8 protein-coding genes are annotated in these 15,877 nt (G+C 67.3%); 1 reads left to right on the top strand and 7 read right to left on the bottom strand.

Annotated features, from left to right (window positions below):
* Genes AB5J62_RS32885 through AB5J62_RS32875 form a run of 3 tightly spaced genes read right to left on the bottom strand, consistent with a single transcriptional unit; the run spans position 1 to position 6,075 of the window.
* A complete protein-coding gene (locus AB5J62_RS32885) occupies positions 1 to 3,474 on the bottom strand; it encodes a hypothetical protein (RefSeq protein ID WP_370943887.1) in 3,474 nt (1,157 codons plus the stop codon).
* Positions 3,467 to 4,549 (bottom strand): hypothetical protein, encoded by a 1,083-nt coding sequence (locus AB5J62_RS32880; protein ID WP_370943886.1) that lies wholly within the window; start codon positions 4,547 to 4,549, stop codon positions 3,467 to 3,469. The genes AB5J62_RS32885 and AB5J62_RS32880 overlap by 8 nt, the downstream gene beginning before the upstream one ends.
* Positions 4,546 to 6,075, bottom strand: a complete 1,530-nt coding sequence (locus AB5J62_RS32875; RefSeq protein WP_370943885.1) for a PD-(D/E)XK nuclease family protein — start codon at positions 6,073 to 6,075, stop codon at positions 4,546 to 4,548. Before AB5J62_RS32875 ends, AB5J62_RS32880 begins: the two co-directional genes overlap by 4 nt.
* Before the next feature lie 138 nt (positions 6,076 to 6,213).
* On the opposite strand from AB5J62_RS32875, the gene AB5J62_RS32870 reads away from it, so the two are divergent.
* Positions 6,214 to 7,407, top strand: a complete 1,194-nt coding sequence (locus AB5J62_RS32870) for a serine/threonine-protein kinase (RefSeq protein ID WP_370943884.1) — start codon at positions 6,214 to 6,216, stop codon at positions 7,405 to 7,407.
* 100 nt (positions 7,408 to 7,507) lie between these two features.
* Here the strand turns inward: AB5J62_RS32870 and AB5J62_RS32865 are convergent, their stop codons facing one another.
* The 4 genes from AB5J62_RS32865 to AB5J62_RS32850 are packed head-to-tail and all read right to left on the bottom strand — an operon-like array spanning position 7,508 to position 15,511.
* Positions 7,508 to 8,737, bottom strand: a complete 1,230-nt coding sequence (locus tag AB5J62_RS32865) for a TIGR02679 family protein (RefSeq protein ID WP_370943883.1) — start codon at positions 8,735 to 8,737, stop codon at positions 7,508 to 7,510.
* The gene (locus AB5J62_RS32860) at positions 8,737 to 12,780 is read right to left on the bottom strand and encodes a TIGR02680 family protein (RefSeq protein ID WP_370943882.1); all 4,044 of its coding nucleotides are present in this window, start codon (positions 12,778 to 12,780) and stop codon (positions 8,737 to 8,739) included. The genes AB5J62_RS32865 and AB5J62_RS32860 overlap by 1 nt, the downstream gene beginning before the upstream one ends.
* On the bottom strand, positions 12,777 to 13,958 hold the full coding sequence (locus AB5J62_RS32855; RefSeq protein ID WP_370943881.1) for a TIGR02678 family protein: 1,182 nt from the start codon (positions 13,956 to 13,958) through the stop codon (positions 12,777 to 12,779). Before AB5J62_RS32855 ends, AB5J62_RS32860 begins: the two co-directional genes overlap by 4 nt.
* A complete protein-coding gene (locus tag AB5J62_RS32850) occupies positions 13,955 to 15,511 on the bottom strand; it encodes a TIGR02677 family protein (protein ID WP_370943880.1) in 1,557 nt (518 codons plus the stop codon). Before AB5J62_RS32850 ends, AB5J62_RS32855 begins: the two co-directional genes overlap by 4 nt.
* Between the last annotated feature and the right edge of the window lie 366 nt (positions 15,512 to 15,877).

Raw genomic sequence — 15,877 nt, 5'->3', positions numbered from 1 at the left:
TCAAGTCCTCTCGGAACTGGTGGCGGCGTTGTCCAGGTCGGGGAGCTCGGGCTGATCGAGCATCCGGCACAACGCGAGGTAGACGGGTTCGTACAGCAGCTCGGCGAGCCGCGTGTCCGCGGGCGCGACCGGATCGGCGTCCGGCCTCGGGGCGAAGTACGGGCGCAGGGCGTTCCGGATGCCGTGGAGCAAGCTGGATCGGGCGGTGTCGCGGCGCCGGCGTCCCTGCGGGTTCGGTGACTGCGCCTCGGCGGTCGCCAAAGCGAACTTCGCGTCGACGAACACGACCCGGGCGGCGACCCCGCCGCGGACGAGCCTGCCGATCACCTGCCAGAGCACGACCAGCTGGTCCCAAGCGAACGAGCGCAGTTCGTCGTCATCCAAGGCCGAGTACGCATACGTGCGGATCAGTAGCCTGCCCCAGTTGCTGCGCGCGAGCGCGCGGAATGCTCGTCCGGCGGCGTCGAGCGAGCCATGCGCGGCGACCAGATCGGTGAACGATGCCGGGACGGTGTCCCCGGACGTCGGGAGATCACGCGTGTAGCGGCTTTCCCAGTCGTTTATGGCAAGCACGGAGAGCCCGATGTCGGTCGGCACCGGGTGCGGCCGGGTGAGCAGCAGCGCCACACCGAGCGCCGCGTCGTTTTCCCTGTTCAAGATGTTGTAGCCGCGCTCGATGGCGAGCATGGGCGCGACGAGCACACGGGCCATGGCGTCGTTCGCGAAGAGTGCCACGTTGCCGCGGCGGACGACGGCGGCCCGGTCGAGGTTGTCGACCTCGTCGTCCAGCTCAGCCTTGTCCTGAACCAGGGCCTTGACGTGACCGTGCCAGCCAGGCATCCCGTTCAGCTGGTCCGCGACGTCCCGGGCGTCTTGGTAATTCCCGACTAGGAGCAGCGCGCGCCGCCGGTTCGGATCGCCGACGGCCCGGATCTCCTCCTCCAACGGCGAAATCCCGCTCGGGCCGGGCCTGCCGAGCCGGTCCACGAGCGTGCGTAGAAGTGCGGGCCGGACCCGGGGTGGCTTCCCGGACAGGCTGATCGGTCTCCCATTGTCGTCATGGAAGAAACGCATCTTGAAGACGGTTTCCCGTACTCGCCGCTCGGCTTCGGGCGATGGCCGCAGGATCGCGCCGACCGGCGCGACGACGTGCGCGCGGGTGGATGTCCCGGCCCAGCTCGTGCCCGAAAGCAGCAACACGTGTGGCCCGCCGCGGCCGGTTGTGGGGTCGGCGCCGAGTGACGGCAGGGAGAGCAGCAGCTCCCGGCCGACACCGGTGCACCGGAAGAACCGGAGGGTGCCGGTCACCCCCTCGCGTTCGTCGTCATTTCGGTCGACGACGTATTGGAAGCCCAGCACGTTGCCCATCGGCGACTCAGGTACGAGCGGCAGGTAGTCCATGGGCGGCCGGCGGATCAGCTCGTTGTCTGCGGCGTCCAACCGCATCGCGTCCTGGACCAGCGGCCAGAGGTGGGTTAGCCGGTCCAGTCGGTGGTGCAGCGCCGAGAGCAACAGGACGAACTCCAGCTTGCGCACCGACGGGTCGTCCTCGGCCACCGGACCCGGCTCGGCCGGCGTGCCGAGCACCCGGAGCGCTCCGATGAGCCCGGCCAACCGACGGGCGACTGCCTTGCGGTTCAGCGTGTGCAGGAGGTCCTGCGTCGTCGCGGCCAGGCGGTCGGCGAGGCTTTCGTAGGGGCCGCTGTCGCCTAGCGGGTCGTCCCGGAACCGGTCGAATACCTGCTCGGCCTGGATCCGGGACGGCCCCGGCTCGTCGGCCGGGAGCTCCTCGTCCTCGTCCCCGGGAACGGCGCCCTCGGACCGGTACAGCTCGGTGAGCAGCTTTGCCTGCAGGGTCCAGGAGTTGAAGTACTCGATCCCTACCCACTGCCGCAGCTCTTCGTCCGCGATCAGCATTGAGTAGAGCTGGTTCGTGGCACCGGAAACGACCGAGAGCGCCACCTCCCAGTTCCGCACGTTGCGATCGGACAGCTGGAGGCGACCGGCCCGCGAGAGCTCCCGGATATTGTGCGTGTACAGGGTGTCCAGCCAAGAATGGGGTTCGCGGGAAACGAGTGTCGCCGTCGGGGCGAAGACCATGTCCAGGTTCATCATCACCCGATCCGCCTCGTCAACGACGATGAGGTCGCTGCGCAGGCAGGCCAGCTCGAGCTGGAGCAGGCGCACCCCGCCGGTATGGCCAGGGACGGGGCTGTTCACCAGGGACGCCATGTTGGCGACCCACACGCGCGCCTCGACCTGGTCACGCGCATTCCCGTGTCGAGGGCACTCGTGCCACAGGGGACAGCTCGCCGCGCGTGGCCGAGGCCGGCCGGGGACTAGGTCGGCCACGCGGTACAACCCCGAGCATGGAGCATCGACCGCACGGATCGGTGTTTCTGCGGCCCGCAGCGCGTCGAGCGGGCAGGCGGTGCCGAGATCGGCGAACCCTTCGTCCTCGTGGTGCCCGGCCAGCCGGACGTGACCGTTCGCTGCGAGGCGCCGATGCAGTCCCTGCACGTGCTGCTCGCGGTTGGAGGCGCCGATGATCGGCGTCACCATCCGCTCCCCGAGGTAGGTCCGCAGCTCCTGTGCCGTGGCCAGCTGTTCGGCAACGTCACCGACCACCAGTGTGATCCGCAACGGCTCCGGCTGCCGCACCGCCCAGACCGCGAGCACCTTCATCAGGGTGCTCTTGCCAACCCCGACGACACCGACCGCGTGTAGGAGCCCGTCCAGCCGTAGCGGCTCATTCTCGACGAAGTCCTGCCCTGTGGCGTCCCGGACGAGCAGCCGTGTCGACTCGATACTGGTCTGCCAGTTGTTGCGCCCACCCTCCGGGGCGTTGTCGTCCATCCAAGCGGCGATGTCGCCGAGCGCTGCCCACGTGATGGCACGGGGCTGCCCGTTCAGCACCGTGGGGGCGGCGAGATCGTGCCCTGGAATTTCACGTGCCCGCCCCGCAACGTCGGCCGGGATCTCCACCTCGACGCGCTCGTCGCGGTCGAAGTAATAGAACTGCCCTGGTTCCGCCGGCGTGGGCCGGCCGTCGACGAAGCCCGGCAGGGTCAGCAAGGCCTGGTCATATACATCGAACCGCGAGTCCAGCGTGGTCGTCCCGGTCCACTCGAACGAGTCGAGGTCGTCAGCCAGCCGGAAAGCGGTCAACGCGGAGTCGAGGTTCTGGTAGTCGCGAAGGGTTTCGAGCCAGGCTTCCGGTCGACGAAGAGACCAGATCCGGTGGCGGACGCAGGTGATCATCCAGTCCTGATCCGGAGTGATCGCCAGACCGGCTGCCCGAGCGAAGGGATACCCGCCCAGCAATGGCCAGACCGACGTCGGCGGCTGCGTTGCGTCGAGCCGCTGCAGCAGGGTCAGGCCGAGCTCGATCGGGCAGATCACGTCCAGCGGCAGGGACAGGCCACTCTGCGCGAGCTCCTCGGTGAGTTCGGCATACCACTTCCGGCTACGCATGAGCATCCGTCTCGCCGCGGAGCAGACCGGTGAACCCGGCTTCGGAGAAGATCATGGTGGTCTTCGCGTGTTCCCTCGCAATCCGCAGGTAGGCGGGATCGGCGTCGGTCCGGTAGCGGGCGACGACCCAGTGCACGGATTCCGTGCCGTGGCCTGCCACGGACGCGGCGATCGCCCGCCCGAGCAGTGCTGGGCTGTGCCAGTCGACGAGTTGCGCGGTCCGGACTTGGCCTCCATGCGTTGCCACGCGTAGGTCGCCTGGGCCGGACACCGGCCAATATTCGACGTCGACTCCGAACGCCGCCAGTTCGGCGCCGAGCCGCCGGGCGGCCCGTCCGGGACCGGCGACGAACTGCCGGTGTCGGCGGTCACCTTGGACGAGAACCTGGGCATCACGGTCCCAGCGAGCGCCGGGCGACACACTGCCGGTTACGGCGCACTCCTCCCGTTCGCACCACCACTCCTCGTCGGCAGGCAGCAGCGGGCCGGAGCAGCCAGCACAGGCATATATTTCCCCGTCCACTTCGTAGGCGGGTCCGAGCGGGAGGTACCAGGCGGTCAGGTGATCGTCGAGCACGCGGATCGACGAGAAGAATCGCACGTCGTTCAACCCGTCGTTCGTGAGGATCAGATGATCCGCCAGCACCTCCCTCAGCGCGTGGTACTCCGGTGCGCGGTCGTGTTCGTCGGCGAGCGCCGCCATTGCCTTTACTTGCCGTGACACCTCCAGGAACGGGTTGGCGGTCTCGGCCTGGAGCGCGATCTCGTGGCACAGCGCGGTCGGTACGCCTGAACTTTCGTCGATCAGCAGGCCGTCCCCGGGGTAGACGTCCGCAGGGAGCGCGAGTGGCCATGAGCCCAGCGGACGGTCGTAGCCCCAGCGAACCAGCCCCGGCACAGAAGACGGCGGGCGGGCATCGCGGCGCAGGCAGAGCAGGGTCAGTTGGTCCATGGAGCGCTGCACGGCTGGCGGGTACGGCATCCGGAACGTGGTCAGGTCACCCAGCTCGTCGAGTGCCACCAAGGCCGTTGAGACCGCACCGAGCACCTGCTCGTCTTCGCTTTCGGTGGTCACGACGCGTATCGCCGGTTTGCGGTCAGGTACTCGACACCCGGTGCGCACCATCGGCGGACCTCACACTTCGCGCAGTCGGCACCGGGCGCCGGCACAAACGCTGTGTCGCGCAGAACTGGTTCCACCAGCTCGCCGATGACTTCCCGGGCCTCCGCCACCAGGGCCGGGTCGGTTGGGTCCACCTCTTCGAGGGCGCACCCGTCGGGCCGCAGCTGCTCGAGCTCGATCCTCGATCCTCTCGGCGAGCCCTCCGGTACCCGGGCGGACAGGATCAGGGTCGCCAATGCCAGCTGGGGTACTTCGCGCAGCAACGATCGGTCGCGGCGCAGTCGGCGCCGCGACGTCTTGGTCTCCCGCCATACCCAGCAGTCGCCCCGCCGGTAAAAGAGGTCGGGGGTACCACCGAAGACCACGTCCAGCCTCGAGTCGTGGGCGACCAGAAACCGGTGCTGGTCGTCTGGCACCTCATCGACGTCCGGGAACGGGCACAACGCCGCGTGCCTGGCGAGCATCTCCAGCGCGGTCCGTCGATCGTCCTCCAGGAGCGTCGCGACATCCCCACCTGGCGCGTCGTCTGGTCGGCAGCGGCGTGCGCCGCTAGTGTGCCGTTTCCGCAAGGTCTCGTCGACTGCGCGCCCAACGAGCACCGGCCTGCTTTCGACGAGCCCGGTGTCGCGGAGCTTCAGTTGCCGCCGCAGATGATATTTCGCCGGACAGCTCCGATAGTAGCGCAGGTCGGTGACCGACAGCGTCCGCCGTGGCCCAGGCGCAGGCGGGACATCCGGCAGAAGGTCGGCGGCCGCGAGGGCGGGGCAAGCAGGGACGTCGGGGCACGAAGCGCAGTCACGGCCGGGATGCCGTGCGGTGCCATCGACGATCTCGATGAGTTTCGGTGCGACCTTGTCTTGTGCTTGATCGCGGATTTGCGCGGCTGTCCGTTCCACCACCTGCTCTACGACCGGAGACGTCGCCCCGAACAGGACGACGCGAACCTTTTCTGGGACACCATCCCCGCCGAACGCGGCCACATTGGCGGCGGCCAGGGTGACGATTTCGCGCCGCTCCATCGGAGCGGACAGGCTTAGCAGCCACATTTCCCGGACGGAGTCGTCGACTGACCGGTACCGGCGCCCCCAGCACGTCTGCTCGTACCGGCTCACCCTGCGCTGGTCCGCCGCGTTACGGCGATGGGTGATCTTCCACGCGGACCTCACTGGAACTAGCTCTGACACGGCGGCCTGGTGGGCACGCCATGCGGCGCGGTAGTTCCGGAAGGCATCGATCGACCACCGGATCAGCCCGGCGTGTGCGGGTGGCCGGTCGGCTCCGAACGTGCCGCGGGTTCGGGTGAGTGATTCGACAACGTCCGCGTCGGCCCGGTTCGCGAATTCGGCCAGGTTCAGCGCGTCCATGAGCGGGCCCAGAGTGAACTCGGCCAACGCTGTCACTGGGAAAACCGTTCCGTGCCGGGCTTTGTGCGCCTGTGCATGGGGGCAGCCTGTGGTGCCGGTGTCGGTCGCGCTCACGCGTACAACCCGTCCAGTATTTGTCACGTCGGCCCGTTCTCTTCCCGTCCTTGATTAGTCGGTGCAAGTGAATCCTAATCACCGAAAGAATGGGAAGGCCGTGCGTGCGGCGATATCCGGTGAGTTAGCCTTCGGATCATGACGAGTGCGGGGGACTGGGCCGGGTCCGCGTTGGTGCATGGCGTGGTTCTCGGCCAGCGGTTTCAGGTGAACGGGCCAGCGGGAAAGGGGGGAATGGGCACGGCGTTCTTTGCGACTGACCTTGAGTTTCGCAAGCAGGTAGTCGTAAAGGTCCCACAGCTGCCGTTCACGGCCGAGCGGGATCCCGAGGCATGGCGGCGGATCACGCGTAGGTTCGCTCGCGAGGGTCGTCACCTGAGCAAGGTCGAGCACCCGAACATCCCGGTAGTGGTCGACGTCGGAGAACATGGTTCGGTTCCGTACCTGGTCATGACCTGCATCCGTGGAATCGAGCTGACCGAGTACCGCGTACGTACCGTCCCACGGCCCGCGGAATTCGCCGCGATCGGCACGGCGGTGGCGGGCGCGCTGGCCGCTTGCCACGAGAACGGCATCGTGCACCGCGACCTGAAGCCTGAGAACCTTCTGGTCGGCGAGAACGGCGTCGTCTACGTGATCGACTTCGGGATCGCCTTGTCGTTCGACAAGGAAACGTCGAGGTACACGAGGAATTTCGTCGGGACCGACGCCTACGCGGCGCCGGAACGGTTCCTGGGCGGTGAGCAGGTCGCGCAGTCGGACCTGTACAGCCTCGGCTGCGTGTTCTATCACCTGTTGACCGGGCGGGCCCCGTTCGTCGAGGACGGCGAGAAAACACTCGAGAAGCAGCATCTATATGATCTGCCGACACCGCCATCGCGGTTCAGTAGCGGAGTGCTTCCAGAACTGGAAGAGCTCACTTTGGCTTTGCTGGCAAAGAACATCGGTGACCGGCCGGGAATCAACGACGTCCATGCGGTGCTGCTGCCGCATCTGCCGGAGGTCGGCGCACCCGAGCCCAACCCCGTAGTCCAGCCCGACGTGACGATCCCCTACCGCACCCCAGAGGCTGTCCGCGCGCCCGAGGCGCCGGCCCGTGCTCGAGTGGAATCCGTCCGCCCGTTCCGCGCCCGACGGCGGCGCGACTTCCTTACTGAAGCCGACATCACGGCGACTCTCCAACAGGTCACTGCCGCCCACGAGGGCGGCGAACACGCGGCCGCCATGCACATGCTGACCGAGCTGCACTCCCGGGCGATCGAGACGTTCGGGAAGGGTAACCCCAAGGTGGACGCGATCGAGCGGGCATTGAACAAATTGGAGCAGCAGTGACGTCGTCCCGGCACAACACTTGCCGACGTGTGGTCGGTCAGGACGCGCCCGGACGCCAGACGACTCAGTGCCGGGCGTCTGTGGCCGAAACGGCTTGTCGCTATGAGGTGTGCGCACGCAGATCGTAGAGTAGGTCAGCGAGGACCAGTTCCTCTTCGATCCGCACACCTCGCTGTTGTAGCGCGGTGCTGAGGCTCGGGTCCCAGGTGGCAACTACCGGCTTGCCGATGAGCGAGCTGCCTGCTACTTCCGTTGTTTGGTATGTGCTGGTGTCGAACCTCCATGGTCGCCAAGGGATTCGTTCGCACAGGGTGTTGCCGATCCGTAGTCCGCCCCAGTCGAAGTCGCCGTGGTAGCGGAGCTGTGCACCGTCGGCCACCAGCAGGTTCAGCAGCCGCCAGACCGCTGTGGAGGGCTGACCGTTCAGACAAACCAGCGGCGGGCACGCCGGGCCGAGCTCGTCCGCTGCAGACGCGAGCACGATCGGGTTCTCGCATGCCCAGACCAGGCCGTTGCCGACACCGAGATCGACTTGGCCCAGCTGACGCAACGTCAGTACGCACGGTTCACCGCCCTCACGAGCCAGCGTCAGCATCCGGCCGGTCAGTGTGCTGGTGCCACCGGGGAGATTGAGACACAGCACCGACGATGACAACTCGTCGCGGTGAACGCCGACCGCGGCCCACGAAGCGCGTCGCCCGGAGGCCGAGCCGTCGCCGGTCGGAGAGGATCCCGCGAGCACCCTTGCCGCGGCTAGCACGAGGGTCGCCAGCGGTCGTCCGTCATCGAGTGCGTGTGCATCGCCTGTCGCCCGGGCTGCGAGCCTGCCGAGCGCGACGCCGTCCGACGGTAGTTCGGCAAGGACTCGAACTAAAGATATAACCAGCGCCGGCGCCTTCTCCACGTCGGTCGTCAGCCTGCGCAGCATTCCGGTGGCGTTGAGCCATGTTCGCCAGGCGGCGAGCACCGGACGCTTTGCGACCAGTTCGTCGAGCGGCTGGTGAGCAGCTGACCAAGCTGTCTCCTGTGCCATTCGGTCGGGCACGTCGCCGATCAGCAGTGACGCGGCGCCGATGAGGCCGTCCAGCGCGGCACCGCTGCGGCGCAACACGGCGTCGAGCTCATCGAGGGACACGGTCAGCGAGGTGCCGGTGCCAGCCCGTCTGCCGAGTAGCCGCTCGGCGGCCCGCCGCTGGTCGTGGGTGGGTGAAGCGAGCGTGACAATGCCGCTCAGCGGCTTCCCGTTCGCCAGGCGGCGGCGCATGCGATCGAGTAGCCAGGCCGTGTCCGCACCTCCGAGCAGCTTGCGAAGGCGGTCGAGATCGGCCATCAGGCGACCGGGACATAGGGGATCGGGCGATCCACCTGTACGCGCTCGTGCCCATCCCACCGCCAGGGGGTCACCAGCACGGCGTCGATTCCGTCCCGGCGCGCGAGTTGAGCGATCGCCAGGCCAGGGACCTGCGGGTAACACCCCCATTCGCGTTCACTGGTCATCACCACGTCCAGATCGAACGAGGCCAGCAGGCCAAGGCACTTCGCACGAGAGTCGTCGTCGACGCCGGCGAACGCCTCGTCGAGGGCGACCAGCCGCGGTGTGTGCGGATTGGTCGATGAGGAGTAGAACGACGACGCGGCGGCGAACAAGGGAACGGACGCGGCCAGCACCCGTTCGCCACCGGATGCCGGGCCAGTGGCCGGTCGCCACTGGCCGTCCTGGTAACGCTGGATCGCGAACTCGTGCCACGACCGATAGTCCAGTGCGCGTGTCAGCTGCTCCACCCAGCCGCCGGCGAGATCCTCGGCATGTTCGCGGTTGATCTGCTCCTGGAGGAACTCGCCGACCGTCGCGCGGTCGGCGAGGCTCCATGCGTCGGCGGTCTGTCGTAGCAGCCGGTGTCTTACCTGGTCGAGCCCATCAGGCGCGGTACGAGACGTACGCCACTGCAGTCGTAGCCGCATCCCGGTCGAGGTCGGCCTCTCTTCCAAGTCTGCGTTGATCGCGCTGACCTGGTCCTCCGCATTACTGATCAATTCCTGCAGCGTGCCTGCCACTTCGTTGATGAGGTGGTTCTCCAGGATCTCGCGCTCCTTGGCGGAGAGCAGCGAGGCTCGCTGCTCGGTCTCTGTCTCAAGCGCTGCGGCCAGTGTCGGCACGTCCTGGGAACGTCCCTGGAAAAGTACGTCGACGACGATGATCCCGTCACGCACCGCCATACCAACCGAATGTCCCTGCCGGGACAGCGCGTCCGTGAGCAACTTGTGCTCGCTTGACACGCGCTGCTGGATCAGTTCCCACGGCCGATCGGCGTCGTCGACGTCGTCCAGCTCCGTGTTGACGGCACGGGCGAGCGCGACCGCCGGATTCGGTGCCCATTCCGTTGCAGGATCAGGGAAAACCAACTCAGGCAGTGCGGTGCTCAGCAGTCCGGTCGCCGCGAAGGCACGCAGCTCGGCAATGGCTTGATCCCGCTCGGCCGCGGCGGCCGAGATCGACTCCCGGAGTGTCTCCCGGCGACCGTCCGCTTTGCCTCGCGCGTCGCGGGCGTCTTGTTCCGCGGTCCGCGCCGCGCGCTCGCGCTCAGCACGCTCGCGCAGCTCGACGGCGACCGCGTCGAGCTTCCGGTACAGCTCTTCGACGCCCGCGCCCGCTGTCTCGACGAGGACCCGGTGACGTTCGGCCGCGGTCTCTGCCTCGGTACGAGCGTCGGTGGCGGCCTGCCGCGCCAGCTCACGGCGTTCGGCGGCGGTCAGCAGCTCCTGTTCTGCCTCAAGCAGAGTGTCCCGTGCCCGGTTCAGCGCTCGTGCGGCGGGCCAGAGTGCGGCGAGTGCGACGCGGTAGTCGCCGATCGCGGTCCGGACTCGCGCCAGCGCGTCCAGGTCGGTCGGCAGGCCGACATCTCCAGCGAACTCCGTCGCCTTCTCGCTGGCCTCGCCCGCCGCTTCCGTGCGGTCGCCGAGGATGACAACGGCTTCCTCGTGTCGTTCGTCCACGCGGCGTTTTGCCTCGTGTTCGCCCGCGAGCTTGACATGAGCTTCGCGCAGGTCGCTGTCCTTAGGCTCTTCTCTGTGCTCAGCAGCGAGGTCCGTCCGGTTCGCGTGCAGTGAATCCGCTGCGTCGGCAAGGTCGGTCAGCCGACTGTCAAGCCGGATCAAGTCGTCACGCAGCCGAAGGATGCGCACCCGGCGTGCAGTTTCGCGCGCTCCTTTGCCGATGTAACCCGTGGATTCCTTCTGCCAAGCTCCGTGGAGCACGCCGACCGCGAATCTGCCGTCGGACGCGACCCAGGTGCTGGTGCTGGTGCCGGGGCCGAGTCCGATCGCCCGCAGCACCGACATGACTGTGTCGTCAGAGAGCGCTGCCGCCAGCGGGTCGGCGCGATCCACGGCGGGCGCCAGCACGGCCGTGAGGCCACCCGCCGGTGCGACGTCTCCGGACACGACCAGGACGTCACCGGAGACGGACCCGTGCAACCTGCCATCCGGAGTGAGCCAGGCGTCCAAGATGCCAGAGGCCTCCAGCGCCGCTTCCAAGCCAGCGCGATGCTCCTCGGTCACGCCCGCGACGAAGTCGACGACTTTCCACAGCGGAGCTCCCGGTCGTCCGTCCCTTACTCCTTCGGCACGGGTGTGCGGCCTCGGAGGTATGTCGTGTCCACCCGTTTCCAATCGTTCGATCTCGTCGAGAACGGCCCGTCGTTCGACACCGACTGTGCTCTGCTCGGCTTCGATCGCGGCCTGGCGCCGTCCCAGGTCGGCTGTGGCCTGCATGACCGCGTCCGCCACAGCGGACGCCGCGGGGTTGACGCCGTCGAGCGTCTCCACCCACGCGTCCAGCACGACGAGCAGATCGTCCACATCGGACACTTGGAAGCGTGACGTGCGGGCCAGGTAGTTACGATAGGCACCGGCCAGTTCGGCACCCCGCTCGGCCGTCACCAGGTCGGCCGCCGCTATCCGCTCGGCCGCGCCGTGCTGCTCGGCGGTGAGCCGATCCACATCCATCCGCGCCGAACGCAGAGCGGTCTCGGCTCGCGCCGCCGCGTCGAGTAGCCGTTGCAGTTGGTCCGCCGCCTTGGTCTGCCGTTCGACGAGCAAGGCGCCTGCCCGCTCGTCGGCGTCCGCGATGACGGCGGCATGACCGTCCGCGACACGAGCCGCGGTGGCGGCGGTGTGCGCGGCGCCTGCGGTGTGCTCAAAGGCTTCCGCGTCGACGGCCGCCGCATCCTGAGCCCGCGTCACCTGCGCTTCCCGGCGATACGCGGTGTCAATGGCCGCGTCATGCTCCAGTTCTCTGGAGGTCGCGAAGGTTCCGAGCCTTTCGGCATCCGCGCCTGCTTGCTTCAACGCTTCCGCGTCGCGCATCTCGGGGCTGTCTTGTAACGCGGCTCGACGTGCTTCCAACTGGATCTTCGCTTCGCCCAGCGTGTCCAGCAGACGATCGGCCTCCTCGAGCGCACTCGTAGCCGTGTCATACGCGGTTTCCGCTTCGCCAAGGTCGCGGCCCAGTTGCTCGTACCGGCTGTGTGTCTGCCTGGGTACGGCCGCGCGGCGTTTGGCCGCGATACGGGCGTAACGGCGGTAATAGGTGAGAAACGCTTCGGCCGCTGATTTCGCCTCGGCGAGTCCGCGTAACGTTTCGCGCTCTTCGTCCAGGCCGCGAAAGGCTTCCGCCACGGTCGTGATGAGAGCCGGGTCGAGCGGCGGCAGCGCCTCGGTGAGGGCGCGGGAAAGCAGTTTCTCGTCCGGTTTCTTGGACAATTGCGGCTGCCGCAACTGGATCAGCAGGTTGACCAGGGCCTCGTAGCGGTGAATCCCCAACCCGAACAGTGCTTCGTCCACCGCACGCCGGTATTCCGACGCCGTGTCGTAGACCATTCCATGGCCGTCGACCGAGTCCTTCAGTTTCTCCCGGCTCAGCGCCACCCTGGTCGGGCCGATCAGCGACAGCTCGTGACCGACTCGCTGGCTGGTGACGAAGAACCAGTGCCGGGCGATTCCGCGCCCGGCAACGGCTTTCAATCCGCAGCCGATCGTGCGGTACTCGGCGCCGCCGCCGGGTAGGGCACGGCCGAACTCCAACCAGGTGTACCCGAGGCGTTCGTTATGCGGATGCTTCCCGCCGAGCAGCAGGTTCCATTCCATCCGTTTGTTGCGGTCGCCGTCCGGTTCGACGCGATGAGGGGACAGCTCGCCGTCGAGCAGGAACGGCAGGATCAGCGCGAGCACCTTGGACTTACCCGTCCCGTTGTTGCCACGCAGTAGCAATCGGCCGTCGTGGAAGTGGAATTCCTCCACGTCGTAGTAGAAGAGATCGACCAAACCGGCACGCAAGGGCTGCCAGCGATTTCGGTGCGCGAGCGGTGCGATCATTTCCTGCTCCTTTCCCGGATAGTGGGCGCTTCCACCCGGTATCGGCCGAGCGCCGGGCTGGCGAGCACCGCTTCTGCTGTGGTTTCGACCAGCCGCAAGGCGCGCAGCTTGCCCAGCGCGATGGCTAGCAGTTCTGCGTCGGCCCCTGGTTCGGTCACGCCCCGCCGCCAGTAAGACTGGTGTTCCCTGGCGATCTTCCTGATGTGCGCGCGTACCTTCTCGAGTGGAACAGGCCCGTTCTGCGCCGCGAGGTATTCGGCTATCAGCAGCGTGACATGGCCGTCGGTGCGTTGCTCCGGCATTCGCACGTCGGTCAGCTCGTCGTCGGGATCGACCATAGCGATGCCTTCGGCGCGCATTTCGGTGACCAGGCCGGTGGCTTCCTCGATCCGCCGGGTGATCGCGTGCCGCTGGCCGACCAGGTAGCCGCGCTCGTTCTCGGTCAACTCGGCGTAATACACCACCGGATCGTCGAGCAGCAGACGGGTGAGCCGATGGCGCAGCGCGCGGTTTCGCAGCTCGTCGGTATCGGCCGTCGGCTCGTGAGTGAGCTCCTCGAGCCTGCTCTCGAAATCACCGGCGGTGATGGTCGACGGGCCGCGACTTCCGGTCAGCATCGCGGCCAGCACCCGCCGCCGCACGTCATACAGTACGTCGCCGCTGTCACTGAGGTAGGCGTCCTCGTCGCCGGCGATGCGTTCCAACACGCCCCAGGCGAGCAGTAGCCTGACCGCCGCGACCAGATCTGAGCGCTCGTCGCGCCTGCCGAGTGTGAACGACACGCCCGCTTCCACCAGTTCAGGCTCACCCGCCGCGGCGAGTACACCCTCGGCGAGGCGCCCGAGGGTGATTTGCGCGTCAGCGCGCTCCAAGACCGCCAAGGCCAAGCAGAGCAGGACATACCTGCGGCGCCCGAACGGTGGCTTGCCCTTGCCGTCACTGGCTGGATGGGTGCCATCAGCCGAGGCCGCGGTGGTCTTGAACAGCCGAGCGGACTCGGCATCCACGATAAGCCGCCAGCCGGTCTCGGTCGCGAGCCAGTCCCGGAGGTCCGACGCGTGCCGACGGACCAGCCGCAAGGCTTCGTCGTCCGCCCCCGAGGTCAACAACGGCTTGGCGAGCAACGCTCGCATGGCTTTCCGCCGTTGGAGGTGGGCCTCGCCGGCGATCGTGTTCACGCGATCGCCTCCGTCTCACCGCGCGAGGTGAGATCGACTATCTCGATCACGTGTTCCGGTCCGCGCAATGTCCCGTCCTCCGTCTCGATGCGCACCACACCACCGCCTCGGATAATGCTGAGGCGTACCTCCATGGTCCCGTCGCTCGTGGTCGTCCGGACCTCGTTGTCACCGGGCAGCCGCGTCGACAAGGCGTCCCCGAGCAGGCCGAGGAACAGCCGGAACGCACGGGTGTCCAGCCTGCCTAACTGGGACAGCCGGATCGGTCCTCCGGTGGCCAGGCGTTCGCGTGCAGCGGCCACTTGCTCGGACTCCCGCGCGGCCTGTTCGGCGAGGAGCTGCCGCTGCTCGCCGCGGTCGGCGACCCGATTCGGCTGGCCACGTCGCTCGTAGGAACCTGTTCTGCGCAACTGCGGGCTGATCCGCACCCCTGGGGCGAGTTGCCATGGTGTATTCGGCGTGGGCTGCTCTTCTGCCCATTCGGCAATGGTTTCCTGGCTGGCGGTGAGGTGCCGGGCCGAGGTGAGCCCGAACGCCGCTCGCCACAGCCGATGCGCCGCGACGTCGTCTGGCGCCTGCGCGAACCACCGCGCCAGCGTCCGGAAATCAGCCGATCGATCGGACCGTCCGGAACGCCGCTCGTTGAGTGCGGCCACCGTGTCGATGAGCTGTGTGATGGCGGTGACGGCAGCGCCTCGCAGCAGCCGTGCCTGCGACGGATGCCGCGAATCGGCCGACACGAACCAGTCGTGCAGTCCGCGCCACCGATTTCGCCAGGAGCTTAGGCACCCGTCGTACGCGTTCTCGCGCTCGTCCGGGGCCACGTCGGCCGCCTCACGCCTGGCGGCGACGGTGAGCAGCCGTTCCACGCCTGCCTGGTCGAGCCTGCCGAGCAACGTCGCGATTTCCGAGCCTCGGTTGGCGAGATCGGCGATGAACTTGTTCACGTAGTCGATCAACCGCTGTTTATAGGCGATAAACGCTTCCACATCACCATCGGCGAAGTCGATCACTCGGCGCAGCGAAGCCATGAACGCTTGCGCGTTGTCCGCCAGACCGGTGAACCGCTCGGCGAGCGCGAGCAGGAGAAGGTGCACCTTGGCCGGATCGTTTTCGTCCGCACCGGCCATTTCCAGGAGCGCGCGCAGTTGCCCGGCGATATCTTCCAGCGCCACGGATTGCAGGGAACCCCGACGGCCGAGCGCCTCGTCGTAGACCGCGAGTGCTTCTTCGGCGGCTTGACCGGCTGTCGTGAGCTGAAACAGATAGCGGGCCCGATGGAAGTCCGCGACGCTGGTCACCCGGCTCGTGTCCGGGTCGGCTCGCAGGTTTCCCCATTCGACGAGTTGCTCCAGCGCACCCGTCACCGCATCGACATCGCCGGGACGCCCGAGGTCGGCGGTGATGTCCTCTGGCCGCATATGCACGATGAACCGGTCACGAGCTCGCGCGAAGGTCAGCAACACGTCTCGGTAAAGCGGCGCGTTTTTCGCGCTCAAATGTGCGAACGGCTGCGGCTCCGTCGGTGTGTCACTGCTCTGTTCGGCGGTCACCCCAGGATTATCGCGTCTGGGTCCGACAGTTCTTTCGTGGCCCGCTTGGAGAGACTTTCGCAATCGCTCTAGCAGTGTTGCTCGATCGTGGCAACGGGGTACATAGCGTGCCGGGCGCTGGGCCAGACCGTAACGTGACGGTGTGCGACGGCGACTTCACGTGAAGCCTCCGGGTACATCCACTTCGACCGTGTCGACTTGGCGGTGACGGGGAGTCATCATGCGGCTCGGCCACTACGATCGCTCGTTGGTGCGCATTGATCGACGAGGACGCTGAAAGACCTCCCAAGGGCCACGTTGTTCGGGCCCCAACGAAAGAGGTCGGTCTACGAGTTGTTGCTCGTCGACTCGTCCAACGTCACCGGC

Origin of the sequence: Amycolatopsis sp. cg5 (assembly GCF_041346955.1) — a bacterium.
Lineage (GTDB): Bacteria > Actinomycetota > Actinomycetes > Mycobacteriales > Pseudonocardiaceae > Amycolatopsis.
Note: the sequence above shows the minus strand (reverse complement) of the source record. Positions and strands in the feature narration are given on the sequence as shown.

Bases quoted from the DNA above. Each gene is read 5' to 3' on its own strand.
- AB5J62_RS32885 (WP_370943887.1), bottom strand. From the start codon at position 3,474: ATGCGTAGCCGGAAGTGGTATGCCGAACTCACCGAGGAGCTCGCGCAG.
- AB5J62_RS32860 (WP_370943882.1), bottom strand. From the start codon at position 12,780: ATGATCGCACCGCTCGCGCACCGAAATCGCTGGCAGCCCTTGCGTGCC.
- AB5J62_RS32870 (WP_370943884.1), top strand. From the start codon at position 6,214: ATGACGAGTGCGGGGGACTGGGCCGGGTCCGCGTTGGTGCATGGCGTG.
- AB5J62_RS32865 (WP_370943883.1), bottom strand. From the start codon at position 8,737: ATGGCCGATCTCGACCGCCTTCGCAAGCTGCTCGGAGGTGCGGACACG.